Source organism: Sporosarcina thermotolerans (assembly GCF_042658975.1).
In the GTDB taxonomy this organism is placed as follows: Bacteria; Bacillota; Bacilli; order Bacillales_A; family Planococcaceae; genus Sporosarcina; species Sporosarcina thermotolerans.
The window spans coordinates 89,516-114,114 of record NZ_JBHSRM010000003.1; the positions used below are offsets into that span (position 1 = coordinate 89,516).

The 24,599-nt window shown below is 42.2% G+C and carries 27 protein-coding genes; 14 read left to right on the top strand and 13 right to left on the bottom strand.

Annotation, left to right across the window (positions count from 1 at the left end; genetic code table 11):
- Window positions 1–130 precede the first annotated feature (130 nt).
- Window positions 131–1,123, bottom strand: a complete 993-nt coding sequence (locus tag ACFPZG_RS03345; protein ID WP_283732681.1) for a lipoate--protein ligase — start codon at window positions 1,121–1,123, stop codon at window positions 131–133.
- 278 nt (window positions 1,124–1,401) lie between these two features.
- Here ACFPZG_RS03345 and yhfH (ACFPZG_RS03350) point away from each other — a divergent pair, with 278 nt between their 5' ends.
- Window positions 1,402–1,527: a protein YhfH gene (gene yhfH, locus ACFPZG_RS03350; RefSeq protein ID WP_283732682.1), complete on the top strand. Its 126-nt coding sequence runs from the start codon at window positions 1,402–1,404 to the stop codon at window positions 1,525–1,527.
- Between the two features lie 77 nt (window positions 1,528–1,604).
- Entirely contained in the window at window positions 1,605–1,730 is a 126-nt protein-coding gene (yhfH, locus tag ACFPZG_RS03355) for a protein YhfH (protein WP_283732683.1), read from the top strand.
- A gap of 39 nt (window positions 1,731–1,769) precedes the next feature.
- On the opposite strand, the gene ACFPZG_RS03360 is transcribed toward yhfH (ACFPZG_RS03355), so the two are convergent.
- From ACFPZG_RS03360 to hemE, 4 genes are read right to left on the bottom strand one after another with little or no spacing between them, the layout of a single operon-like run.
- Window positions 1,770–2,624: a glycerophosphodiester phosphodiesterase family protein gene (locus ACFPZG_RS03360; protein WP_317940598.1), complete on the bottom strand. Its 855-nt coding sequence runs from the start codon at window positions 2,622–2,624 to the stop codon at window positions 1,770–1,772.
- Window positions 2,625–2,672: 48 nt separating this feature from the next.
- Window positions 2,673–4,094 (bottom strand): protoporphyrinogen oxidase, encoded by a 1,422-nt coding sequence (gene hemY, locus ACFPZG_RS03365; protein WP_317940690.1) that lies wholly within the window; start codon window positions 4,092–4,094, stop codon window positions 2,673–2,675.
- Between the two features lie 24 nt (window positions 4,095–4,118).
- The gene (gene hemH / locus ACFPZG_RS03370) at window positions 4,119–5,048 is read right to left on the bottom strand and encodes a ferrochelatase (protein ID WP_283732685.1); all 930 of its coding nucleotides are present in this window, start codon (window positions 5,046–5,048) and stop codon (window positions 4,119–4,121) included.
- 36 nt (window positions 5,049–5,084) lie between these two features.
- Complete coding sequence (gene hemE, locus ACFPZG_RS03375) at window positions 5,085–6,122, bottom strand: uroporphyrinogen decarboxylase (protein ID WP_317940597.1); 1,038 nt, start codon at window positions 6,120–6,122, stop codon at window positions 5,085–5,087.
- A gap of 217 nt (window positions 6,123–6,339) precedes the next feature.
- Between hemE and ACFPZG_RS03380 the strand changes: the two genes are divergently transcribed.
- The 3 genes from ACFPZG_RS03380 (at window position 6,340) to ACFPZG_RS03390 (ending at window position 8,862) form a co-directional block, all read left to right on the top strand.
- On the top strand, window positions 6,340–6,861 hold the full coding sequence (locus ACFPZG_RS03380) for an antibiotic biosynthesis monooxygenase family protein (protein WP_283732686.1): 522 nt from the start codon (window positions 6,340–6,342) through the stop codon (window positions 6,859–6,861).
- A 104-nt stretch (window positions 6,862–6,965) separates the two neighbouring features.
- The gene (locus ACFPZG_RS03385) at window positions 6,966–8,132 is read left to right on the top strand and encodes a M20 metallopeptidase family protein (RefSeq protein ID WP_283732687.1); all 1,167 of its coding nucleotides are present in this window, start codon (window positions 6,966–6,968) and stop codon (window positions 8,130–8,132) included.
- A 166-nt stretch (window positions 8,133–8,298) separates the two neighbouring features.
- Window positions 8,299–8,862 (top strand): competence protein ComK, encoded by a 564-nt coding sequence (locus ACFPZG_RS03390; RefSeq protein WP_317940596.1) that lies wholly within the window; start codon window positions 8,299–8,301, stop codon window positions 8,860–8,862.
- On the opposite strand, the gene ACFPZG_RS03395 is transcribed toward ACFPZG_RS03390, so the two are convergent.
- The 4 genes from ACFPZG_RS03395 to ACFPZG_RS03410 form a co-directional block, all read right to left on the bottom strand.
- The gene (locus ACFPZG_RS03395) at window positions 8,828–9,202 is read right to left on the bottom strand and encodes a hypothetical protein (protein ID WP_283732689.1); all 375 of its coding nucleotides are present in this window, start codon (window positions 9,200–9,202) and stop codon (window positions 8,828–8,830) included. The genes ACFPZG_RS03390 and ACFPZG_RS03395 overlap by 35 nt on opposite strands.
- Window positions 9,203–9,691: 489 nt before the next feature.
- Window positions 9,692–10,264 carry a nuclear transport factor 2 family protein gene (locus ACFPZG_RS03400; protein WP_283732690.1) on the bottom strand — a complete coding sequence of 191 codons (573 nt, stop codon included), beginning with the start codon at window positions 10,262–10,264 and terminating at the stop codon, window positions 9,692–9,694.
- 63 nt (window positions 10,265–10,327) lie between these two features.
- Window positions 10,328–11,002 carry a response regulator transcription factor gene (locus tag ACFPZG_RS03405; RefSeq protein WP_317940595.1) on the bottom strand — a complete coding sequence of 225 codons (675 nt, stop codon included), beginning with the start codon at window positions 11,000–11,002 and terminating at the stop codon, window positions 10,328–10,330.
- 2 nt (window positions 11,003–11,004) lie between these two features.
- The gene (locus ACFPZG_RS03410; RefSeq protein ID WP_381426413.1) at window positions 11,005–12,165 is read right to left on the bottom strand and encodes a sensor histidine kinase; all 1,161 of its coding nucleotides are present in this window, start codon (window positions 12,163–12,165) and stop codon (window positions 11,005–11,007) included.
- Window positions 12,166–12,313: 148 nt separating this feature from the next.
- Between ACFPZG_RS03410 and ACFPZG_RS03415 the strand changes: the two genes are divergently transcribed.
- Both ACFPZG_RS03415 and ACFPZG_RS03420 read left to right on the top strand, forming a co-directional pair.
- The gene (locus ACFPZG_RS03415) at window positions 12,314–12,946 is read left to right on the top strand and encodes a YigZ family protein (RefSeq protein ID WP_283732692.1); all 633 of its coding nucleotides are present in this window, start codon (window positions 12,314–12,316) and stop codon (window positions 12,944–12,946) included.
- A gap of 153 nt (window positions 12,947–13,099) precedes the next feature.
- Window positions 13,100–14,158, top strand: coding sequence for an LCP family protein (locus ACFPZG_RS03420; RefSeq protein ID WP_317940594.1), 1,059 nt, complete (start codon window positions 13,100–13,102; stop codon window positions 14,156–14,158).
- Window positions 14,159–14,231: 73 nt separating this feature from the next.
- Here ACFPZG_RS03420 and ACFPZG_RS03425 read toward each other — a convergent pair whose 3' ends face one another.
- Window positions 14,232–14,423, bottom strand: a complete 192-nt coding sequence (locus ACFPZG_RS03425) for a hypothetical protein (RefSeq protein WP_317940593.1) — start codon at window positions 14,421–14,423, stop codon at window positions 14,232–14,234.
- Window positions 14,424–14,452: 29 nt separating this feature from the next.
- On the bottom strand, window positions 14,453–15,496 hold the full coding sequence (locus ACFPZG_RS03430) for a glycosyltransferase family 4 protein (protein WP_283732694.1): 1,044 nt from the start codon (window positions 15,494–15,496) through the stop codon (window positions 14,453–14,455).
- 255 nt (window positions 15,497–15,751) lie between these two features.
- Between ACFPZG_RS03430 and secA2 the strand changes: the two genes are divergently transcribed.
- Window positions 15,752–18,118, top strand: coding sequence for an accessory Sec system translocase SecA2 (gene secA2 / locus ACFPZG_RS03435; protein ID WP_283732695.1), 2,367 nt, complete (start codon window positions 15,752–15,754; stop codon window positions 18,116–18,118).
- On the top strand, window positions 18,115–19,011 hold the full coding sequence (locus tag ACFPZG_RS03440; RefSeq protein WP_283732696.1) for an accessory Sec system S-layer assembly protein: 897 nt from the start codon (window positions 18,115–18,117) through the stop codon (window positions 19,009–19,011). Before secA2 ends, ACFPZG_RS03440 begins: the two co-directional genes overlap by 4 nt.
- Before the next feature lie 320 nt (window positions 19,012–19,331).
- Here the strand turns inward: ACFPZG_RS03440 and ACFPZG_RS03445 are convergent, their stop codons facing one another.
- On the bottom strand, window positions 19,332–19,823 hold the full coding sequence (locus ACFPZG_RS03445; RefSeq protein ID WP_283732697.1) for a C40 family peptidase: 492 nt from the start codon (window positions 19,821–19,823) through the stop codon (window positions 19,332–19,334).
- A gap of 205 nt (window positions 19,824–20,028) precedes the next feature.
- Complete coding sequence (nagB, locus tag ACFPZG_RS03450) at window positions 20,029–20,730, bottom strand: glucosamine-6-phosphate deaminase (RefSeq protein WP_283732698.1); 702 nt, start codon at window positions 20,728–20,730, stop codon at window positions 20,029–20,031.
- Window positions 20,731–21,028: 298 nt separating this feature from the next.
- Between nagB and ACFPZG_RS03455 the strand changes: the two genes are divergently transcribed.
- From ACFPZG_RS03455 to ACFPZG_RS03475, 5 genes are all read left to right on the top strand, one after another.
- On the top strand, window positions 21,029–21,175 hold the full coding sequence (locus ACFPZG_RS03455; RefSeq protein ID WP_283732699.1) for a cytochrome c oxidase subunit 2A: 147 nt from the start codon (window positions 21,029–21,031) through the stop codon (window positions 21,173–21,175).
- Between the two features lie 24 nt (window positions 21,176–21,199).
- Entirely contained in the window at window positions 21,200–21,703 is a 504-nt protein-coding gene (locus tag ACFPZG_RS03460; RefSeq protein ID WP_283732700.1) for a cytochrome c oxidase subunit II, read from the top strand.
- On the top strand, window positions 21,700–23,355 hold the full coding sequence (locus ACFPZG_RS03465) for a b(o/a)3-type cytochrome-c oxidase subunit 1 (protein WP_317940592.1): 1,656 nt from the start codon (window positions 21,700–21,702) through the stop codon (window positions 23,353–23,355). The genes ACFPZG_RS03460 and ACFPZG_RS03465 overlap by 4 nt, the downstream gene beginning before the upstream one ends.
- Window positions 23,356–23,477: 122 nt before the next feature.
- Window positions 23,478–23,825: an SCP2 sterol-binding domain-containing protein gene (locus ACFPZG_RS03470; protein ID WP_283732701.1), complete on the top strand. Its 348-nt coding sequence runs from the start codon at window positions 23,478–23,480 to the stop codon at window positions 23,823–23,825.
- Between the two features lie 158 nt (window positions 23,826–23,983).
- Entirely contained in the window at window positions 23,984–24,586 is a 603-nt protein-coding gene (locus ACFPZG_RS03475) for an ECF transporter S component (RefSeq protein WP_283732702.1), read from the top strand.
- Window positions 24,587–24,599 lie beyond the last annotated feature (13 nt).

Genomic DNA, 24,599 nt, shown 5'->3' on the forward strand with positions numbered 1-24,599 from the left:
CTCCGCACTTTATCACCAACTCGCCCAAATTCCACATCCTCGAACCAACAAATCCGCCAACACCCTTTCCTCAAACCCCACATATACTAAACCAAAAGAAAAAAACCGGCATGCACCGGTTTTCTTTCAATCAATAAATTAAATTAATGAATTCTTCTTTCGTAATACCACCAAGGATCGTTGGAATGTCTACTCCTTCAATCGCATTGCTAATGGATTCACGATCGTATTGGACATTTTTCAAACTTTCTTCAACAACCTGAACCTCACCTACACCGAAGAAATCCCCGTATATATTCACGTCTTGGATATTTCCGTTTTCTACTTGAAGGCGCACATCGATGCCACCAACAGGGAAACGATGTGAATGCTGTACGTTGAATTTAGGCGATTTGCCGTAATTCCAGTTCCAGTTGCCGTAACGCTCAGCTGACAACGCATGGATATTTTCCCAATCCTGCTCGGTCAACTCCATGTATTGAATATTTTCTTCGCCCCCGAAAATCGAGTTCAAAATGTTCATTCGGAACTGTTCGATTGTCATCGGTTCTTCGATGAATTCCGAGATATTCGCGACACGGCTACGGATGGACTTGATCCCTTTTGATTCAATCTTGTCCTTCCTGACACGCAACGCGGAAACGACCCGCTCAATTTCAGTGTTGAACATAAGAGTTCCATGGGTGAACATACGGCCATGTGTAGCAAACTGCGCGTTGCCCGAAACTTTACGCCCTTCGACAAGTATGTCATTTCGGCCTAACAATTCCGCCTTTACTCCCATATCTGCCAACGCTTTGATGACCGGCTCCGTGAACTTTTTGAAGTTACGGAAAGATTCTCCATCATCCTTCGTTATGAAACTGTAGTTGAGGTTTCCTAAATCATGGTACACAGCACCGCCCCCGGAAAGTCGGCGGACGACATGAATACCGTTTGCATCGACATACTCTGTATTGATTTCCTCGACGGTGTTTTGATTTTTCCCGATGATGATTGAAGGTCCGTTAATATAGAACAGCAAAAACGAATCTTTATCGACGTCCATGTTTTTCAGTACATACTCCTCGATCGCGAGGTTGATACGTGGGTCTGTTATGCCTTTATTATCAACGAAGAACACACTAATTGCCCCCTATGTAATTGAATTCATCTCTATTTTATACGAAATAGCAAAATAAGTCTTGACATTTGTTCGGTTGTTATAATACACTGACAATATTAATCTTAGTTATAGAACAAGAGATGATGAATATGTTGACCGGGAGTATAGAATCATAGAATCGCCCCATTAGCCAATTGTGAAAATACCGTAGTATACTATTTTTTTATCAATACTGTTATACTACAAACACATATTATTCAAGTAGTATTAATACAGAATAGATTGGAGAGAACAATATGATCGAGAATGTCATCGAGTTTTTCAAGAACCTACCTGCTAAATCCTGTACTACATGCGGAAAAGAAATTGAGGAACAGCACGAATGCTACAGTAATAAATGCGAAGAGTGCAATGTCATCTAATTTTTTTATCTAAACTGTTATATTACAAATAACTATATTCATTTAGTGTTACTACAGAATAGATCGGAGGGATTGTTATGATGGAGAATGTCATTGAGTTTTTCAAAAACCTGCCACCGAAAACCTGTATTACTTGCGGAAAAGAAATAGAGGAACAGCATGAATGCTATAGCAATAAATGCGATGAATGCAATATAATTTAGTCAACATAAAAGCAGCTGAGAACGCAAACTCAGCTGCTTTTATTCATCCAATAAATCCGGTTCATTCGTATGAATTCCATTTACCCCCATCGCCTTCAAACGCAATGCCGCTTCCGCATCATCCACTGTATATGCATGGACGACAAGCCCTTCTTTATGCATTTTATTCACAAATGAAGGGGTTATCGCTTCATAACTCACTCCGACTCCGGATGCATAGGATAGCATATCCTTCAACTCCTTCTTCGGAATTTTAGCCTCCTCATCTTCATCAAAGGAAATCAATTGCAGTAATGGAATTGCTGGATTTAGCCTATGCACTTCCTTCAGTGCCTCTTTATCAAATGAATGGATAATGGCTCTCGGATAACCATTACTGTTCTCACTAATCAATTCATATTCCTTCATCAGATCGATTATCTTCTTTTCAATTCCCACGTATTGCTCCGTATCCTTCAATTCGATGACATAATGGATATCATCCGCCATCTCATCAAAGACTTCACTCAATATCGGAATTTCATAGGCATCCTTGTCACGACCCGTGACTGCAACTATTTCGCCCTCTTCCTCATTGGCGTCTAACTCTTTCAGTTCCCTAAGAGTATAGTCCTTTATTTTACCCATGGATTCAGTCGTGCGGTCTACTTCGTCATCATGCATGACGATAAGCTCTCCGTCTTTTGTCAAATGAACATCAAGCTCAATATAATCAGCGTCTAATTTCTCCGCAAGCTCGAATGACGGCAGTGTATTTTCCGGTTCATAAGCCGAAGCCCCACGATGAGCGATCATAATGAACCCATCTTCAGGCATGGGATTATCCCAATCCGACCCAAGGGAGCAAGCCGACAATAAAATAAGCGCAATACATATACCGATTATTTTCTTCATCATATCTCCCCCTCTAAGTCAAAAAGCCCGCACTAGGCGGACTTTCTTTTAATTATGAAACAGCTCTTGAAGTACTTCTTCCACAGCTGCTTTTCCTTGGTTGACACAGTCCGGCAAGCCGACCCCGTCATAGGAGGCGCCCGCTAATTTGACGTTCGGAAACTCTTGTTTCAATTCAGCACGTGCCTCGTCAACACGTTGGCGATGACCGACCCTATATTGAGGACGATCTTCCTTGAATCGTGTGATGACTGAGAAATCGGGTTTGCCTTTGATCGTAAGAACTTTACCAAGGTCCTCAAGTACGATTTTCTCAATTTCACCATCCGGCAAATCGACGATCGCTTCTTCCCCGATCCGTCCGACGAAAGCACGTAGCAGAATTTTTCCTTCCGGCGTCGTTGTCGGCCATTTCCGATGGACCCATGTACATGCCGTTATGGAATAATCGTTGCTTCTTGAAACAAGGAAACCCGTGCCTTCCTTGTCCTGGACGACGGCATCTGCAGGAAATGCAAGGGCGACAGTCGCAACAGAAGTCGTCTGGATTTCCTTCAAGCCTTTAAGCAGTCCGTGAGAAGCGAATAGTTGGTGGGCAGCCATATGGCCCGTCGTTACGATGACCGCGTCTGCCAAAACGACTTCCCCGTTATTCAACTCAAGGATAGTTTGGTTCCCCTGTTTCGAAATGTTTTCGATGCGGACCCCTTTCTTCACAGTCCCCGGAAATAGTTGCTGTTCCGCAGCTTCTACGATTGATTCAAGACCATTCCGGAATGAATGGAATGCACCCTCTTTCGAAGCCCCGTGTCCATCCTTCTGCGGCACTTGCTTCGGAGTCGTTCTCTTCATCCCAAGGATAAGGCTCCGGTGCTTCTTTTCCACTTGGTAAAATTGAGGGTAAGTCGATTGCAAACTCATATGATCGATATCCCCTGCATAGACACCGGAAAGAAGTGGTTCAATTAGGTTATCCACAATCTCCCTGCCGAAACGACGGCGGAAGAATTGACCGAGTGACTGATCTCCCTCGACTCTGGAGCGCGGTAAGAACAAATCTCCAGCTGCCCTCAGTTTTCCGGTCAATGAAAACAGACCTGATCCTAAGAATGGACTCATCTTCGTCGGAATTCCCATGACAGAGCCTGGAGGAATCGGTTGAAGCCGGCCATTCACGAGGATATGCGCTTGCCCGGTTGCATTTCGCACTAACTCCCCGTCAATACCGAGGTCTTTGGCGAATTCCTCCATGCTTTTCTTACGAATCAGGAAGCTGTCAGGACCACGTTCAATCACAAATCCGTCGCGGCGAACCGTTTGAATTTTACCACCGAGGCGTTTGGTCGCTTCGATGAGCATTACTTCGATTGGCAAATTCTGTTCCTGTGCCGCCTTTTGCATATAAAACGCCGCAGAGAGCCCAGTGATTCCCCCACCGACAATGACAACTTTTTTCTTCTGTTCATTCATGTCCATCATCACTTCCTCACTGTTTCACGCCTTCAGTTGTTCAAGAACAGCATCAGACATGGCACTAATGAATAGCGGATCTGTATTCGGCATTTCCAGACGGTAATAAGAAGCACCAATTTCATCACAAACAACTTTACATTCGTAATCATTGTCGTATAGAACTTCCAAATGGTCCGAAACGAAGCCAACCGGCGTATAAACGAATGCTTCATATCCGTCTTTTTCATGCAATTCACGCGTCAAGTCTTGTACGTCCGGCCCTAACCAAGGCTCTCCCGTCTGTCCTTCACTTTGCCAACCGACTGCATAGTTTTTCACTTCAGCAGCTTCAGCGATCATTTTCGCCGTTTCTTCCAATTGTTCAGGATATGGATCTCCGAACTGCTTGATTTTCTCAGGCAAAGAGTGTGCTGAAACGATCAGACATGCTTTTTCCCGTTCCGCTTCGTTCATGCTATCGAATGAACCCCGGATTTTTTCTGTCCAATACTGGATGAATTTCGGTTGTTTGTACCAGCTATCAACTGAAGTAATCGAAATACCGTATTTTTCTGCTTCTTCTTTCGCACGTTCATTGTATGATTTTACGGAGAATGTTGAGTAATGTGGTGCAAGTACGATGGAAACTACTTCTTTGATTCCATCTGCGTCCATTTTTTCAACCGCTTCTTCAATGAAAGGCGTAATATGTTTTAGTCCGACATATACGCTAAATTCGATTTCATCTTGTGTTTTATTCAAGTGATCACAAAGCGCGTTTGCTTGGTTTTCCGTGATTTTCGCAAGTGGAGAAATTCCGCCGATTGCTTGGTAGCGGTCACGAAGGTTTTGTAGTTGTTCCGGTGCTGGTGGACGACCGCGTCGAATATGCGTGTAGTACGGTTCTATGTCTTCGTCTTTGTACGGAGTTCCGTACGCCATGACTAAAAGCCCCATTTTCTTCCTTGTCATTAGTTGCACCTCGTTTTAATCTGATTATAGTTTTACTTATTTTCGTAGTTGTGCACTGTACTCATGTACGAATTCAGTCAATCTCTTCAAAGTTGCTGGTTGGACTTCTGGGAAAACTCCGTGGCCCAAGTTGAAGATATGGCTGCCGTGCTCTACGCCTTGTTCGACGATTACTTTTGCACGTTCTTCTATGATGTTCCAATCAGCAAGGAGCAATGAAGGATCTAAATTCCCTTGTAATGTCTTCGTCAAACCTCTTTCCCCGGCTTCTTTGATGCTTAAACGCCAATCAAGACCGACGACGTCTACAGGAAGGTCATGCCACTCGTTTGCCAAATGGCTTGCACCGACTCCAAACGTGATTAGCGGTACATTTAATTCGCGCAGCTCTGAGAAGATTCGGTTCATGACAGGTTTGATGAATGTTCTATAGTCAGATACATTCAAAGCTCCGACCCATGAGTCAAATACTTGGATTGCTGCAGCTCCTGCATTAACTTGTGCCTTGATGGAAGTGATGATTGTATCACCCAATTTATTCATAAGGGCAAACCATGCTTCCGGTTCCGACACCATGAAGGATTTTGTCAGATTATAGCTTTTTGACGGGCCGCCTTCAATCATATAGCTTGCCAACGTGAATGGCGCACCAGCGAAACCGATCAATGGTACAGTCAGTTGTTCTTTCAATATTTTAATCGTGTCGAGAACAAATGGAATATGATCTTCTGGAGACAGTTCTCCAAGATTATGAACATCTTGCACAGAACGGATTGGATTAGAAATAACAGGGCCAACGCCCGCTTTAATTTTCACATCGACCCCGATTCCTGGCAAAGGCGTTACGATATCCTTATACAAAATTGCAGCGTCTACATTGTAGTTATCAACAGGCAGCTTTGTTACATATGCACAAAGTTCCGGCTGGTGTGTAATCTCTTCAAGGGAGTATTTTTCTTTTATTTTACGGTATTCCGGTTGTGAACGGCCAGCTTGTCTCATGTACCAAACCGGTGTATGGTCAATTTTTTCGCCTTTAGCAGCACGAAGCAGTGTATCGTTAAATGTTGTCATAAATCGATTCCCACCTTCTTAAAGTATTAGCAAACGTTTTTCTTTATTCGCTTTCAAATATAGACGTTTCCTAGCGTAAAGTATAGTATTTGCCTCGTTTTGTCATGAATTTGTACTGCTTTCTCTGTCATTTCTGCCACCATATCGCCATTGTTTGTTTTAATTCTTCTGATAAGGGAAAATATGAGTAGTATCTATAGTAGAGGAGGATTTGGGAATGAATTTGTATTTGACATCCGGAACGAAGGACTTTATGGAGAAACTTCAACAACGCTATAAAGATAAGGGAATGATCCTCATGCACGGTGGCGGACAGTCGCTACTTTTACATGAAACAGAGGCGAAGTCATTATTCCAAACACCAAGACGTTATGAAGTCATCAGTTCAACCGGCAATCTTAAAGATGAAGGCTTTTTTGTCTGCAATAATGTCACAATCACTGATGAGGGGCGTCCTGTTTTCGAACATCGTTTCTCTTCTTTAAATGAAGAAATCGAGTCCCAACCGGGGTTCGTTGCCTTCCGCCTACTTCGCCCGATTGGTTCGGACACATATGTCATTATGACGGAATGGGAAGAGGCTTCGGACTTCGACCTTTGGAAAAACACATCGTCGTATAAGAATTCCCATCAAATGATTGATAATAAGGAGTTTGCAAATAGTACGACGCATATTTTTTCAAGCGCTCCCTATATTACTACATTTATTGCAAAGAAAGAGGATAGCGGCGAACGATAAGCATCTATCAGCAAAAGCGGAGCAGTTAGACATATTGCGGGTCCCGAAACGTATTGTTATAATTACGAATGTATAGAAAATACGTTTTTGAGAGGGGTTATCGAATGAATGGGCGATTGTTCGAAAAGCTGGACCGTAGCTTTGAAGATATGGTGATCATCCGCAGACATCTGCATATGCATCCGGAATTATCATTTCAGGAAGAGAAAACTGCACAATATATCCATGATTTCTACACCGATCTTGGGGTCGATGTTCAAACAGGTGTTGGCGGCAACGGAGTAGTGGCTCGCATCAAAGGGGCTCGTCCAGGAAAGACGGTTGCATTGCGTGCTGATTTTGATGCATTGCCAATCCAGGATGAAAAAGATGTTCCTTATAAATCCACAGTACCAGGCGTCATGCATGCGTGCGGCCACGATGGACATACCGCTGCATTATTGCAATTGGCGAAAGCCATCCATGAAATGCAGGAAGATCTTGCAGGGGAATATGTGTTTATCCACCAACACGCAGAGGAATATGCTCCAGGTGGCGCCATTTCAATGATTGAGGACGGATGTCTCGAAGGCGTCGATGCAATCTTCGGTACCCATCTCTGGTCGGGTACTCCATTAAGAACGATTGAATACTTAACAGGACCAGTCATGGCGGCTGCCGACCGATTCGAAATAACAATCCAAGGGGCAGGTGGACACGGGGCATCTCCTCATCAGACGAAAGACGCGGTAGTTATTGGAGCGCAGCTTGTCATAAACCTTCAGCAGCTTGTGTCGAGACGTGTCAATCCGATTGAGTCCGCTGTACTTTCCGTTGGCTCTTTCATCGCCGACAATGCCTTCAACGTAATCGCGGACTCTGCCAAACTTGGCGGTACCGTCCGTTCCTTCAACCCGGAAATTCGTGATTTGATGGAACGGGAAATGAAGCGTGTCGTAGAAGGAACTGCTATCACCCACGACTGTGAAATCAAATTCGACTATTTCCGCGGCTACCCTGCCGTCGTGAACCATAAAGCGGAGACTGAATTCCTAAAAGAAGTTGCTGAGCAAATCCCAGGTGTTGACGCGGTCATCGAAAGCAAGCCACATATGGGCGGAGAGGATTTCGCATATTATTTGGAAAAGGTTCCCGGAACATTCTTCTTCACAGGAGCACAACCGGCTACCCCTTACCCACACCATCATCCGAAATTCGATTTTGATGAACAAGCGATGTTACTTGCAGCGAAGACACTCGGCGCGGCCGCATTAGACTATCAAACTGTTTAAGAAAAATTGGATAATTAACATCTACAAGGACACCCCAATTTGAGAAGGGTGTCCTTTTTCACTGCGTAATTGTTAGTTTTGAATAAATAATTCAAATTATCGCACCAATTGATTGCTATTATTTTATTTATCCTATACTATAAAGTGGACGGGATAGACAGAGATTTTGACGAAAAAGGGGGAATTACCGATCAATAATGAGTTAACCACGAGATACATCATTACAGAAAAGACCTTCGTATTGGCACCCGAAAATGCAGGCAACAAAATCTTCACAAGAGTCATCGAGCGGGAGAAGACGTTGATCGTTCCGAAAAAACCGTTACATATTGTGAGCCGTTCTTGCGCCGAATATGGTTCTGATTATGAAACCACCTTGAAGGCATCTAAAGTGTTATTCGGGAATAACAGACAAAAATCGCCCATTTTGTTGGCAAACTCTTATGGCTTACCATACATCTTCCTACCAACACTATCACCTCAGTCAGACCAAAATGTATGGATTGCGTACCATGCAATCGATCTTTTCAGCACTGACGGCTTAGGCACTTCCGTTTATTTTGATAATGGACAAAAATTCAAAACGGAAATCTCAGCCCCCACCCTGTATCGCCAATTCGCCTTGGCAAGAATGATCGAAAAAGATTTCCTAAAGAAACGAGAAATGGCAAACCGTTCATTTTTCTTTTTCCCGGCTAATGAGAGGCCGAATAATTTCCCATCCTTGTGAAATACGAATCCAATAATTCTTCCGTCCTGTTTCTTAGACGGACATTCAAATACCGGCGATGATCTTCATAGCCACCATTGATAAAAATGTATTCCGTAAACATACTATCCCTGTCCTTACGGATTACTTTCATATCATGGCGTCTCAGATAAAATTTCGTTTCTTGCAACTCGCTTTGAACCTGTGTCATCGTAGCATCAATAATTTTAAGATAAGGGCCCTTCAATTTGAACGGGCCCTTTTCAAGCAGCTCCCGATCACGTTGCAATACAATTAAAAGCATCGGCAGATAAATCATATTTTCAAAATAAGGCAATGCCTTCCCAGGAATTAAAGGCATCACTTTCTCCTCCTCTCAAAAGGAACGTTTGTTCTTATTATATGACTTAAATTCGGAAAATGCAACACAGGCCGGAAGGTAATTTTATCCGCAGCGGAGAATGAGTGAGGTAGCTGCGCGCTTTATGCGTGTTTCGGGAGATTTATGGACTTTTGCGGGGATTTGTGCGTATTTTGCGCGATTTATAAGCTTTTAACAGCGTTAAAGCGTGTTTCAATTGTTTTATGAGTATTTAAAGGAATTTATGCGATTTTGGAAATAAAAAACGAGCCCACCATTTAATTTAATGATGGACTCGTTCTTATGTTTTATTCAAAAAAATAATTTATTAAAAGCAGTCACCGTTGATTGAAGCGTAGGGCGGCGACTCCTGTGGGATTAAGCGCGAATGGTGAGACCCCGCAGGGAGCAAAGCGAAGCGTCGCGGACGAGGAGGCTCACCCGCGCCCCACGGAAAGCGTCCGCCCGAAGCGCAAATCAACTTATTGCTTACTTCTGATCCTCCATATAATAAACTGAAGTGACCTTCCATTCCCCATCCTCTTTCGCGAAAACAGTCACCTGACGACCATTACGCTTCGTCTCAAGACCCGTCGACTTCTGCTTCATCGAAGTAAACAAATTCGCAAAAACTTGAGCCTCATTCGTATCCTCATCATACTTAACAACCGTAATATCCGACGCTTCACGGCTCAATGCGTACTCCTTAAAAACACCCTCAATATAAACCCGCTCTTCATCAATTGTAAAACTCTTAGGATTTTTAGAAAGAACACTCATATATTCATCAACATCCTGATTATTAAAAGCATGCATATACGTCTCAAAAGACTTTATAATAAGATCCTTCTCCGCAGAAGGAACATTCGTCGCCTCTTCAATCGAACCGCCCAACATATTAAAACCAACCTTATTTTCATCTACCCCGTGATCAATCGAACCAAAGCCACCAACCGTTTCACCATCACTTACAGAACCACCAGTGGAATTTTCCTTATTAGAACATGCCCCAAGAATAAGAACAAGCGCTAAAGCCAAGTAAATCAGTACATTTTTCTTCATACTACTCCTCCTAACATTAAAAAAGGGACCCTTTAAAAGGCCCCTTTATCATACCAATTAATATTACTTAACTTCAACCCAGCCGTTTTTGATTGCAGTGACAACTGCCTGAGTACGGTCGTTGACACTCATCTTTTGCAAGATGCTGGATACGTGGTTTTTCACAGTTTTTTCAGAGATGAAAAGCGTTTCCCCAATTGTACGGTTGCTTTGTCCATCCGTCAACAATTGTAATACTTCACATTCACGTCTTGTCAATAAATGAAGCGGACGGCGAATGTCATTTTGATGGAAGTATCCTTTATGTTCTCGTTCGCTGAGACGACGGTATTCCGCAACAAGATTGCGAGTCACTTTCGGATGTAGGTATGAACCTCCAGCCGCTACGACCTTGATGGCTTGGACGATAGCGTCAGCGTCCATTTCCTTCAGCATATAGCCAAGTGCGCCTGACTTCAACGCATGCGATACATATGATTCATCATCATGGATGGAGAGAATGATAATTTTCGCGTCCGGGAATTCGTTTTTAACCTTTTCTGTTGCCTCTACGCCATTCATTCCCGGCATGTTGATATCCATTAATACGACGTCTGGTTCAAAGCGTCTGTAAAGTTCAGCCACTTCAGAGCCATCGTCCCCCTCTCCCACTACTTCGAATGAGTCTTCGAAATCGAGAATACGCTTAACACCTTCTCGGAAAAGCTGATGGTCATCCACAATTAAAATTTTGGTCATTTTCATTCCCTCCCAATACCCTTTTCAACAATTATATTTTCCTGTAACGGAATACGGAATAACACTGTAGTACCATTGCCTACGCTTGAAATAATTTTCATTTCACCTTTCAGCAATTCAATGCGCTCCCGCATCCCAATAATACCGAATGATTTCTCTTTAGATTGATTTACGTCAAAGCCTTTTCCATTATCTTTCACTACAATGTTCATTGTATCACGAAGCCATTCAACTTTCACCCATACATCCCTTGATTTACCATGTTTAAGGGCGTTGGTAATGCATTCCTGAACAAGTCGAAAAGTCGACACTTCAAAATTCGGCTCCAAGCGCCGCTCGCTGCCATTATTCACGAAGTGAATTGTAGTACCTTTCTCATATTCCATGGTCGTTTGGGAATACTTTCGTAGTGTCGGTATTAACCCTAAATCATCAAGCGCCATGGGACGTAGGTCATAAATGATACGACGCACTTCAAGAAGGGCATTTCTTACCATTTCCTTTAATGAGTGAAGCTCGGATATCGCTTCATTGGGACCTCTTTCGGTAAAGGTCTTTTCAATAAGTCCAGAACGAAGCAGAACATTGGCGAGCATCTGAGCTGGACCGTCGTGAATATCCCGGGAAAGGCGTTTTCGTTCTTCCTCTTGTGCCTGGATAATCTGAACAGCGAACTCCTGTTTCTTTCGTGCCGTTTCTAACGCTTCACCAACCTTTTTCAAATCGGAAGTCAAATACGAAATGACTGTAGTTACCTGATTAATAAGGTGATCAGCTTTATCAATTGTCTCTAATAGAGCTGCTATTCGCCGATCAAGATCGTCCCGGCGTGCACGTAATTGCTTTTCCTCCATCCGGTTGATAGATAACCTTACAAGCAGATCATTCGCAGTCTCATAAGCCTTTCGCACTTCTTCCTCGGAGTAATTCATAAAGTTCTTCGATACATCCGCAAGTCTTCTCCGAGAATGCCGTGTCAAATCCTCTAAATTATCTCCTTCATCGATTACCCGGGAAATCTCTTCTTTAATAAGTGCAATTTCAGTCTGCATCTCCTGGAAGGTTAGGCGGCTTTGCTCGCTAATAGAGAAAATATCATTTTTGGATTTATCCATCACATTAACCATATTATCGAAGATACTTTCCAAACGTTGGATATCCATGGTATTCTCTGCCAATTTTAACACTCCCATCCAGGCCACTATGTAGCAATGTTGCAGTATTCTTTAATAACGAATACACTTTATTATTATATCATCATAAAACTGAATACATATTAAGATTGTATTACAAGTGATAGGGGTGCTGCAAATGAGAGCGGATTACAAAACAGTCAAATTGTCCGGCGAAAGTGAACTCGTCATACAAAAATCTAAATTCCTCACATATGTCAGACGGGTAGAGACGGAAGAGGAAGCATTGGATTTCATACAAGAGATCAAAAAGATGCACCATACAGCGACACACAACTGTTCAGCCTATATTATCGGGGAGCATGACCAGATTCAAAAAGCGAATGATGACGGAGAACCATCAGGAACAGCTGGTTTTCCGATGCTTGAAGTCCTGAAAAAACAAGGATTGAAAGATACTGCAGTTGTAGTAACTCGCTATTTCGGAGGCATCAAATTAGGCGGCGGCGGACTAATTCGGGCGTATGGCCGGGCCACAACCGAAGGAATAGCCGCAACCGGTGTAGTTGAACGAAAGCTGCATCAGTTAATGAAAGTTTCCATCGATTACACTTGGCTTGGAAAAGTTGAGAATGAAGTTAGGCAATCTCCTTATCCATTAAAAGAGATTCTATATGAGGAAGACGTCAGCTTACTGCTATACGTACCGACTGATCATTCCAATGAATTTATCGAATGGATAACAGATTTAACAAACGGCCAAGCCGAGATATCCACTGAATCTAATACATTCCTTGAATTTGAAGTCTGATAATAGTATACGACAACCGAATTTAATAGTATAATGGTGAAAGTTGACGAATGATTACATTTATTGCAACTAAGTTACACGTAGACTTTTGCGCATACTAACTAAAAGATTAAAATTGCTAAGAAAATTCCTTAGCCCGGTGGAGGCTTAAATATGAAAAGAAAAGAATTTAAAAAAATGAAGAAAGCGACGTCAAAGACTCGTATTGCCGTCAAAATAGGTCTATTAGTTTCGTTGACCGCATTGCTTGTAATAGCTTCCTACGCGCTTTCATTGCGTCAGAAGGCTGAACAAGCCGTCGAAAATGCATATGAAGCGGTTCCTACTACATCGAAATCCGAATTAAGAGGTAATTCCAAGGTTAAGCCGTCGAGGGATAACGTATCCATTTTATTAATCGGTGTAGATGAAAATGATACTCGGATGGAAGCAAGAGGCCGCTCCGATGCACTTCTTGTTGCAACCTTCAATGTGGAAGAAAAATCCGTAAAATTATTAAGCATCCCTCGGGACTCTTACGTCTACATCCCGAAAGTCGGATATAAAGATCGGATCAACCATGCTCATGCTTTCGGAGGAACTCATGCAGCAATCGAAACAGTCGAGGAATTGTTAGACATTCCAATCGATTATTATGTGAAGATGAATTTCAATGCGTTTATCGAAGTTGTTGATGCATTAGGCGGTATTGAAGTCGAAGTACCATATAACAGACTGGAAAAAGACGAAAATGATAAAAACACCATTCAATTGAAAAAAGGACTTCATGTGCTTGACGGTCGACATGCTCTTGCATTAGCTCGCACACGTAAGCTTGATAGCGATCTTGAACGTGGAAAGCGCCAACAAATGATTTTGCAAGCAATCATCAAAGAAACGGCTTCAGTGAAATCGATCGGGAAGTATGGAGATGTCATCGAGGCTGTCGGAGATAATATGAAAACTGACATGACCTTTGGTGTGATGACATCGTTCTGGGAATATGCAAAAGGTGGTATGCCCAAAATCGATACGATTAACTTAAAAGGCTATGATGATTATTCAAAAGGTCCCTATTATTATCAGTTGGATCAAACCGACCTGGAAAATGTAAAACAGTTATTGAAAGCCCATCTTGGACTCATCCCGGATTCTTCGAATTTAACTGATGGCAGTTCAGACATTTACGGGGCAACAGATGAAAGTGCTGATGGCAGTGAAGATATAAAATGAAAAAACATCCCGCTGATTCTATTCAGCTGGGTGTTTTTTGTTGGAACAAAATATAATCCAGATAGGTCGAAGGTCATGAAACGACGATATTTCTCGTGAAGTGACCGATAACTCGCAGCAAGTGACCGATATCTTTGCGATAGTGACCGATAACCCCCGGCAAGTGACCGATAAATTTGTGAAAGTGACAGATAACCACCCGCGACAAACAATCGATCCCCATTTTTGTTTCATTCCAATAAAAAAGAACGATGATATGCATCATTCGCATACCACCGTTCTATATAGTATTATTTATTTTCCAATCATACGAACAAGGTTCAATATAGGACGATAATTTGTTCCGGCCAGGCCAATGACTTCGACGAAAAGCTCAATTGCAAGGAGCATGACGGCGATAAGTACGATTGCGCCCCAGACCGTTGCCTGTGAGAAAAGTACAGCCGCAACACCGAATAGAATAGCAAGTCCGTAAATAATAAGAACAGTCTGTCTGTGGGAGAACCCTGCTCTCAACAGACAATGATGTAAATGCGATTTATCTGGTGCTGAAATCGGTTGTTTCATCCTTAAACGACGAACAATCGCAAAGAATGTGTCCGAAATTGGTACACCTAACATGATGATTGGGATGACCAACGAAACGACTGCAACATTCTTAAACCCTAATAATGCTAATACTGCAATCATGTAACCAAGGAATAATGCCCCTGTATCCCCCATAAAAATTTTCGCGGGCTGGAAATTATAGAACAGGAAGCCAAGTGAGCTTGCAGCCAAGATAGCAGCAGTCGCGACAACGAACATGTCTCCCATGATTACAGCCATCACAGTAATAGATATGAGAGCAATCGTAGAAACGCCAGCAGCAAGACCATCCAAGCCATCAATTAGATTAATAGCGTTAGTTATGCCAACAATCCAAATGATTGTAATTGGAATACTTAAGTATCCAAAATCAAAAGGACCGAAAAATGGTAAGTTAATGAATTCGATTTGTAAACCGCCCCAAGCGACAACTACAATAGAAGCAGCCAATTGGCCAAGTAACTTAGCCTTAGCGGTGATATCAAGCATATCATCCAAAAATCCAGTTATGATAATGATAAGTGCTCCAACAAGAATTCCAATTGCATGCTCATCTTCAGGACGTAATAATAAATAGCCGACAGCGAAAGCGCCAAAAATTGCGACCCCGCCGATACGCGGCATGACGGACGCATGCACTTTCCTATAATTGGGATGATCGACTGCCCCGATTCGGAATGCAAACTTTATGACAAGTGGAGTTAGTATGATGGAAGCTACGAATGCAGCAGCCATTGCAAGGAATAACATGTCCTTCCTCCCCGAATAAAACAAATTTAGATAGCCAAACGTATTATAGCACGTTTAGATAGGGAAAGCATCCAAGTTTGCAAAAACATAGACTTCCATACCCTATTTTAATTTAACTCAAACTATAAACGAACATTTAAGCGGCTTCGTATCGTGCGTAATGTTTGATTTCTCCCTTGTGGTAGTCATTTCAGATATACTTTGATAAAATAGACGTATCCTTAAAGAGGGATTAGACAAAGGAGCATCCATTACATGTTATCATTTTTTAAGCGTTCAAATCAAACTAGTGAAAGACAGCTTCGCAAATACCGTAAAGTTGTTCAACACATAAATAATTTAGAATCAAAATACGAAGGCTTCACTGACGAAGAACTTGCAAATATGACTACAGTATTTAAAGAGCAACTTCAAAACGGTGAAACCGTCCATGATATCCTTCCAGAGGCTTTTGCAGTTGTGCGTGAAGCCTCGAAACGAATCTTGGACATGCGCCACTTCGATGTGCAACTAATCGGCGGAATGGTATTAGCCGAAGGAAATATAGCAGAGATGCCGACAGGTGAAGGAAAGACACTTGTTGCTTCACTTCCTTCCTATTTAAGAGCTCTCGAAGGAAAAGGTGTCCACGTTATTACCGTCAATGATTATCTTGCTAAACGAGATTATGATCAAATCGGTCAAATTCATCGCTTCCTTGGACTGACTGTCGGTTTAAATGTACCGATGATGCAAGGGCCCGAAAAGCAGGATGCGTATATGTCCGACATCACATACGGAGTCGGCACGGAGTTTGGATTCGACTATCTTCGCGATAATATGGTGCGTCATACGGCAGATAAAGTTCAGCGTCCATACCATTTTGCGATTATCGATGAAGTCGACAGCGTTCTGATTGATGAAGCGAAAACACCTTTGATTGTCGCCGGCAAAATGCAGGCAGATGCGGATCTTCATTTTATCGCCGCAAGACTTGCTAAGCGTTTCAAAAAGGGCGTGGATTTTGAATTCGACGATGAAACAAAAGCTACTTCATTGACTGAGGAAGGCATCGAGAAGGTTGAAAAGGCGTTTGGCATCGATAATCTATATGATTTGGAACACCAAACACTCTATCATTACATGATCCAAGCAGTTCGCGCATATGTCATTTTCAAACGCGATGTCGATTATATCGTGAAAGATGAAAAAGTAGAGCTTGTCGATATGTTCACTGGCCGAATTATGGAAGGAAGGACGCTTTCGGACGGCCTTCACCAGGCGATTGAAGCAAAAGAGGGTCTGCCCATCACCGATGAAAATAAAGCACAAGCCCAAATTACGATTCAGAACTATTTCCGGATGTACCCAACGCTAAGCGGAATGACAGGAACTGCGAAGACTCAGGAAAAAGAATTCCGTGAAGTATATAATATGGAAGTTATCCAAATTCCAACGAATCGTCCGCGCGCTCGTATTGATTCACCAGATATGGTGTACCAAACGATTGAGCAGAAGTACGAAGCGGTTGCAAAAGAAGTTGCCAAGCGACATGAAAAAGGACAACCCGTTCTTGTTGGTACTACATCTATTTTGCAATCTGAAAAAGTGGCCGATTATTTGGATCGCTTTAAGCTTGACTATAACCTTTTGAATGCAAAAAGCGTTGAACAGGAAGTCGACCTCATTTCACAAGCAGGACAATATGGTCATATTACGGTAGCTACGAACATGGCTGGACGCGGAACTGACATTGTGCTTGGTGACGGTGTCGAGGAAATCGGTGGACTTTTCGTCTTAGGTACGGAAAAGCACGAAAGCCGTCGAATCGACAACCAATTACGCGGTCGTTCCGGACGTCAAGGTGACCACGGTGAAAGCCAGTTCTTCCTCTCACTTGAAGATGAAATGTTTACTCGTTTCGCAAAAGATGATTTGGAGAAATTCAATAAAAAAGTCAAAACCGGTGAAAATGGCCTTGTTCAAAATCCGGAAGTGAATGAATTGACAGAGCGTACGCAACGAATTGTCGAAGGCGCCCACTTCTCCATGCGCGAATACAATTTGAAGTTGGATGATGTCATCAATGACCAACGCGGTGTTCTTTATTCATTACGGGATAAAGTTCTTGAACAAGAAGACCTTTTCAGCCAGTTAAAAACAATGGTGTCTGAAGCGGTGGAATTTGTCGTTTACGACAGTTGCCCTGAAAATGAAACTGTCGACAACTATGATTTCGATAGAATCGAAAGGACGATGAACAGCCTTTTACTGAAGCCGCTTACGCTGCCGCGTAATGTAGAAAAGCCTTCTGATATCCTGAAATTATACAAAGAGCCGATTGATGAACTGTTTGCCTATGTCGATTCTTTCGCTGATAATGAGGAAGTCGTCAACCTCATCCCTCAAGTAATGTTGAGCCATATCGATAGTATGTGGGTGAAACATCTTGAAGTGATGACCCGTCTGAAAGAAGGGATTGGTTTACGATCTTACGGACAAGAAGACCCGATGCGGATTTATCAGCGTGAAGGCCTGCAACTATTCGCCACACATTACCAAAAGCTGCGCCGCAGTATCGCATCCGAGGTAATCGGATTTATGAAGCTTATTTCACAACAACAGGAGGCCGATGAATCATGAAACTTTTTTCCATGTTCAAGAAAACTGAAAAAACAGGGGCAGACAGCACTGTCAATTCAGGGGAAATTTTAGAGAACGCTGTCCAATCTGATGAAACGGATGATATCGAAACGCAATTATCATTTCATCCAGAATGGGCTTTGTCTCAAGAGCAGGAATATGTATTCCGTTTCCTATCCAATGAACTTGAACCATTAAAACCAAACCAGATTTCCCTCGCTGGCGTCGATATCGATGTCGAAAAAGCGGACGGCAGCTGGTTGGTTAAGGCGTTTTTCAGATCATCACTGGATCAGGCGATTTCAATGGGACCTGTCGAATTGCTTTTATTGGATGATAAAGGTGAAGTGATTGCTTCCCAGGAATTCAATTTAAGTGAATTAGGTGAAATCCAGGCTCGTAGTGCACGACCTTGGGTATTCGTTTTCACCAAGCAAAATACATTCATGGAAGAACCGCCTAAGGAGAATTGGAAGCTTGCTTTCAACGTACAATCCATGGTGCCACATAAACTTGAACTTGAACAAGCATGGGAAGATGGGCTCTCGGCTGAACAGAAAGACGCACTTGAAAAAGTCGTTGAACGGATGCCGAAGTTAAAACCTCGTGAAGTGAACTTTGCGGGCTTCCAAGTGAAGAAACAGGATGACGGCAGCATTGCAGTCTCCCTCTTCATCCGTAACGGTCATTCAAAGCAGATCAGCATTGAAAAGCTGCCACTTGAGCTATTGGACGCAACAGGTGACCTCGTAGCACGCGGCTCGTTCAATTTGTCGCCGCTTGAAGTGAAAGCAAACACTTCAAAACCGTGGACGTTCATCTATCCGAAGGAAATGGTTCAAAAAGAGGATCCAGATTTCACAAAGTGGGTTATTCGTGTACCAGAGCAATAATTATAGAGAAAGGGCAGTCTGATTTGCCCTCTATGACAGCGGGTGAAGGAAAATATTCCTTCACCCGTTTGTTATGCTATCGATTCGCTCGTTCTTTCCTATAACCGCTCGTTCTTTCCTATAACCGCTCGTTCTTTCGCATAACCGCTCGTTCTTTCGCATAACCGCTCGTTCTTTCGTATAACCGCTCGTTCTTTCGCATAACCGCTCGTTCTTTCGCATATGCGCTCGTTCTTTCACCGAAGCAATCAATATTAGTAAGCAAAACAAAAAGCAGATTCCGCGTAGGAACCTGCCGTATAGGTAAGTTTAGTTATATATTATTTAGACGCGACATCTGTGACACCAGTAATGCGTTTAGCGCCTACATATTTTTTGCCCCAATAAGCCGGGTCATTAAGCTTATCAACACGAACGCCTTTGGAAGATGAAGCATGCGCAAACTTTCCATCACCGATATAGATGCCGACATGCGAAACGCCTTTGCCAGTTGTGTTAAAGAAAACCAAATCGCCAACAACAAGATCGCTTTTCTCAACTTTTGTTCCTGTTGCGTACTGAGCTGAAGACGAACGAGATAGATTGACTCCATGCTGCTTGAATACGAAATGAACATAGCCTGAGCAATCAAAACCGGCTTTTGTAGTTCCGCCGTATACATATCTGATTCCTTTAAGACTTGTGGCCGTTTGTGATATCGCAGCTGAATCAATTGATGATGCTTCAGCTTGACCAGTGAAAGGTGAGACGAGTAATAGAAATGACAATGCAAAAATAGCACAATGCTTTTGCATGCGTGTTAAGATTCTCATATGTTCCCCCAGGTTTTTTTATATTTATCTGAATAATCATCTAAGATAACTTTACCATGAACTATGCTCGTCCTATATTACAATTACGTAACAGTATAGTTACAAAAAATAATGTAAACTTACATTTGCAACACGCTTGTCATATTTGATTAAAAAGCCTAAAAAGCCGCATTCTCCACGGGGAGATGCGGCTTTACTGTTAGAATTAGATAGTTAAATCTGTAATAATCGTAACATCTTTATGATCATGTAAATAAGTAATTGTCCAGTCAGGATCCACTTTGCCCTCAAGGAACTTTGTAATCGCCGGACGCTTCTTCTCTCCGAATGCAAGAAGCACTAATTTCTTCGCACTAAGAATCGATGCGATTCCCATTGTCAGTGCAGTGTTCGGGATTTTTTCATCGTTTTCGAAGTATTGGCTATTGACACCTAATGTAGAGTCAGTCAATTCTGCAACATGAGTGACAGAATCAGCAGAAGTTCCCGGCTCATTGAATGCGATATGGCCATTTTCTCCTACACCCAATAATTGAATGTCAAGACCTGCTTTTTGCAAAGCCTCTTCATATCGCTTGCACTCTTCTTCCAGGTTTTCTGCCATCCCATTAGGAATATTCGTTTCTTTGAATTCTTTTTTGCTAAACAAATGATCGTTCATAAAAAACGCATAGCTATTCGGACTTGTGGCTTGTAGGCCAACATATTCATCTAAGTTAAACGTCGTTACATTTGAAAAATCCAATTGGGATTCAGTCAACTTTTTATATACAGGGATCATCGTACTTCCTGTCGCTAAACCAAGGACATGAAGTCGATCGTTTTCAAGTTCTTCTTTTATCAACTGATAAAATTGATCAGCACCCTTTTCAGGATTTTCAACTTGAATAAGTTTGTAGTTTACCATTTGTTCTCAACCGACTTTCATTATAAATTTGCTGTTACCTATTTATTGTAATTTCCAGAAACAGTATGGTCAACTTTCAACCTTTGGAACCACTCTACGACTTCCTTTTCCTTCCTCCCACGAATTTAAACCACTATACCATAACTATGGCAACTTTTTGAATTCCATTTGTACAAAGTGTGAAACTTTTTCACTATACGAGATACATAGGGATTTCCCTAATTCCTTCTTTTTGGCGTGCGTCTATGATGAAAGTATCAACGAGCAAAACGAATTTCTGCGTAGGGGGTGGAAATCTATGACTAACAAAAATAAAAAGCAGAATCAGCCAACACAAAAAGAATCTGAAATTAATCTAAAAGGTACTTTTATATCCGTCATGCTTCTTGGTGTCTTTATCCTTGTTTTATGGTTTGGCTCTTATGCGTTGTTTTTATCAAGATAATAAAATCAGTTAGGAGGAAAATCGATGCATTTGCATAAATATGAAAAGATTTGGCTCACATTCGGAATGGCTTCACTCGTCATTTTCTTACTTGTTATCGGATTTGCTGCATTCTGGAAAGGGACACACCCGCAGAGCCATATTGAAACTATCGATCCACAAAATGTCGAAGCACATGAAGCATTTAAACCAGAGAACCTCGGTCTTCGTGAAGTAGCGGACGGAAAATACACTGTTAACCTCGTTGCTTCAGCATTCAACTATGATTTTGGAACAGACGCGGACGGAAAAGCAGTTAAACGAATCCGTGTACCAAAAGGTTCCACTGTACTTTTCCAGGTTACTACTAAAGACGTCGTTCACGGATTCCAAGTTGCAGGAACGAACGTCAACATGATGGTAGAACCGGGCCACGTGAGTAGGCTTGAAACTGTCATGAAAAATGCAGGAGAGTTCACGGTTGTATGTAATGAATATTGCGGAGTCGGTCATCATCAGATGTTCGCAATCGTGGAGGTGTATGAATGATGCTGAAAAACTATAATTTCTCGAAGAAGGAATCCCGTCTTTACATGTCATACATGCATGTGACATTTGCATCGCTTCTTATTGGCGGCCTCATGGGTCTTTTACAGACACTTTCAAGGTCAGGGCAATTTCAATTGCCGTTCGGCATCAATTATTACACGATCCTAACGGTGCACGGCGTCATTTTAGGTCTCGTAATGACAACATTTTTCATCATCGGCTTCCAATTTGCGCTTATGGGAAAAACAGTCGGCATCTCTGAAAAACAGCAAAAATGGGCATGGATCGCGTTCTGGACAATGCTCGTCGGTACAATTATGGCTGCAATTACGATTTTAGTCGGTCAAGCGAATGTTTTATACACATTCTATGCTCCACTTCGGGCACATCCTGCGTTTTACGTTGGTCTTGCATTGGTTATAGTCGGAAGCTGGATTGCTGTATTCGTTAATTTCCGTCAGCTATACGTATGGAAAAAAGCCAATCCTGGTCAGAAATCTCCATTGCTTGCATTCATGGTCACTATCAATATGGCAATGTGGTTTATCGCATCACTTGGTGTAGCAACTTCTGTATTGGTCCAATTCATCCCTTGGTCACTCGGATATGCTGCAACGATCAATGTCTTGCTTAGCCGTACATTATTCTGGTATTTCGGTCACCCACTTGTTTATTTCTGGTTGCTTCCTGCTTACATGGCATGGTATGCAATCCTCCCGAAAATTATTGGTGGAAAGTTATTCAGTGATTCTCTTGCAAGAATGGCATTCATCCTATTACTATTGTTCTCGATTCCGGTTGGGTTCCATCACCAATTAACGGAACCAGGTATTGACCCAACATGGAAATTCATCCAAGTTGTCCTAACATTCATGGTTGTTATTCCTTCATTGATGACAGCTTTCTCGATTTTCGGTACGTTTGAAACAAGAGGACGTAAATTAGGTCACAAAGGGCTATTCGGCTGGTTAAAGCATTTACCATGGAAAGATGTACGTTTCCTTGCTCCGTTCATCGGAATGGTCGCTTTCATCCCGGGTGGCGCAGGCGGTATCGTCAACGCATCTCACCAAATGAACGCACTTATTCATAATACAATCTGGGTTACAGGGCATTTCCACTTAACTGTTGCAACAACTGTTATTCTAACGTATTTCGGTATGGCATACTGGCTTGTTCCACATTTGACAGGTCGTAGATTGACTCCAAAGTTGAATAAATTAGGGATTGTCCAAACGATTATTTGGACGGTCGGTATGACAATTATGTCGACGGCCATGCATATCCAAGGTCTCCTTGGCGGTCCACGTCGTTCCAACTTCTCGAATTATATGGGAGGCGAACAAGTTGAATCATGGATCAGCTATCAAATAGCTCAGGCGGTTGGTGGTACGATTCTTTTCATCGGCATCATCCTAATGATTTACATCTTCATCCAACTTGCATTTTTCGCACCAAAAGGAGTTCAGGAATTCCCGGTTGCTGAAGAGGAAGTCGATGCAGAACCGACACCTAAAATACTTGAAAACTGGTATTTATGGATTGGAATCACAATCGCTCTTATTCTATTCGCGTATACGATTCCAGTAATTGATATTATAAAACACTCCCCTCCTGGATCATTGCCATTTGATTGGCCGATCGGAAGGTAATTTTCAAGCCTCGGGTCTATGATGCCCGAGGCTTTTTTATTCATAAATACTTATCAGAAAGTTACGTGTATGGTATAGTGAATGAATAATCACTCACTTATACTCAAGGGATGGTGTTTGGTATGGATCTACTAAAAATGAGCATGGAAGAAATTTGGACTGAAATCGACAATCAATTGAATGAAAACCGTGGTCCCATCGAAGAGATGAACACAACTTATTCTTTGGAATTAACCGGGGATGAAGGTGGCGTGTATGGACTTAAATTCGCTGACGGTCAAGCCGAAATCATCAATGGGGATCCAGGCGAGGTTGATTGCTCCTTAAAAATGAGAGTTGGGGATTTCAAGAAATTGCTTGCCGGCAACTTGAATTCGACAGCGTCATTTATGATGGGAAAATTAAAGGTAAAAGGCAATATCGGACTTGCATTGAAACTTGAAAACGTATTGAAGGAATACCAATTTTAATAGGCTAATGCAGAACTATATAATTTACGACTAAGAATTTTCTCCCAAATGGTGATCTTAGTCTTTTTTTTTTCAAAAACGTCTTCCTTAATTCCTAATTATAGATTAGTATTAACATGTGTCTTGACAACTATCATGATTACAAAGGAGAAAAGAGAATGAAGAGCAAAAGTATGTGGTCATTTAAACTCTCAACTGCTGCGTTAGTCCTAATCCCAGCAGCGGTCGGTATCAATTACTTAGGAAAATTATTTGCAGACTTGCTTAAACTGCCATTATGGGTCGATTCCATTGGGACCGTCTTATCCAGTATGTTAGCGGGTCCAATTGTCGGCGCCCTATCAGGTATTGTAAATAACGTTGTCTATGGATTTACGACAAGTCCCGTTTCTTTTGTTTATGCGATCACCTCAGCCGTCATCGGGTTAATCGCGGGAATCATGGCGTACAAAGGTTGGATTTCGAATGCTGGTAAAGCAATCGTCCTTGGTCTGGTCGTCGGTTTCATTGCCGCAATAGTATCAACACCACTTAACATCATGTTCTGGGAAGGGACGACTGGAAACGTTTGGGGAGATGCATTATTCGCTACAATGCTTGCAAAAGATATGCCCCTTTGGCTTGCATCCTTCGCGGATAGCGTTGTTGTCGATGTCCCGGACAAAGTCGTTACTGTACTACTCAGTTTCCTAATCTTTAAAGGGTTACCGAAAAACGTAAAAAACATGTACGACAATACAGGTGAAATTGAACGGCTTTAATCAATGAATGTAG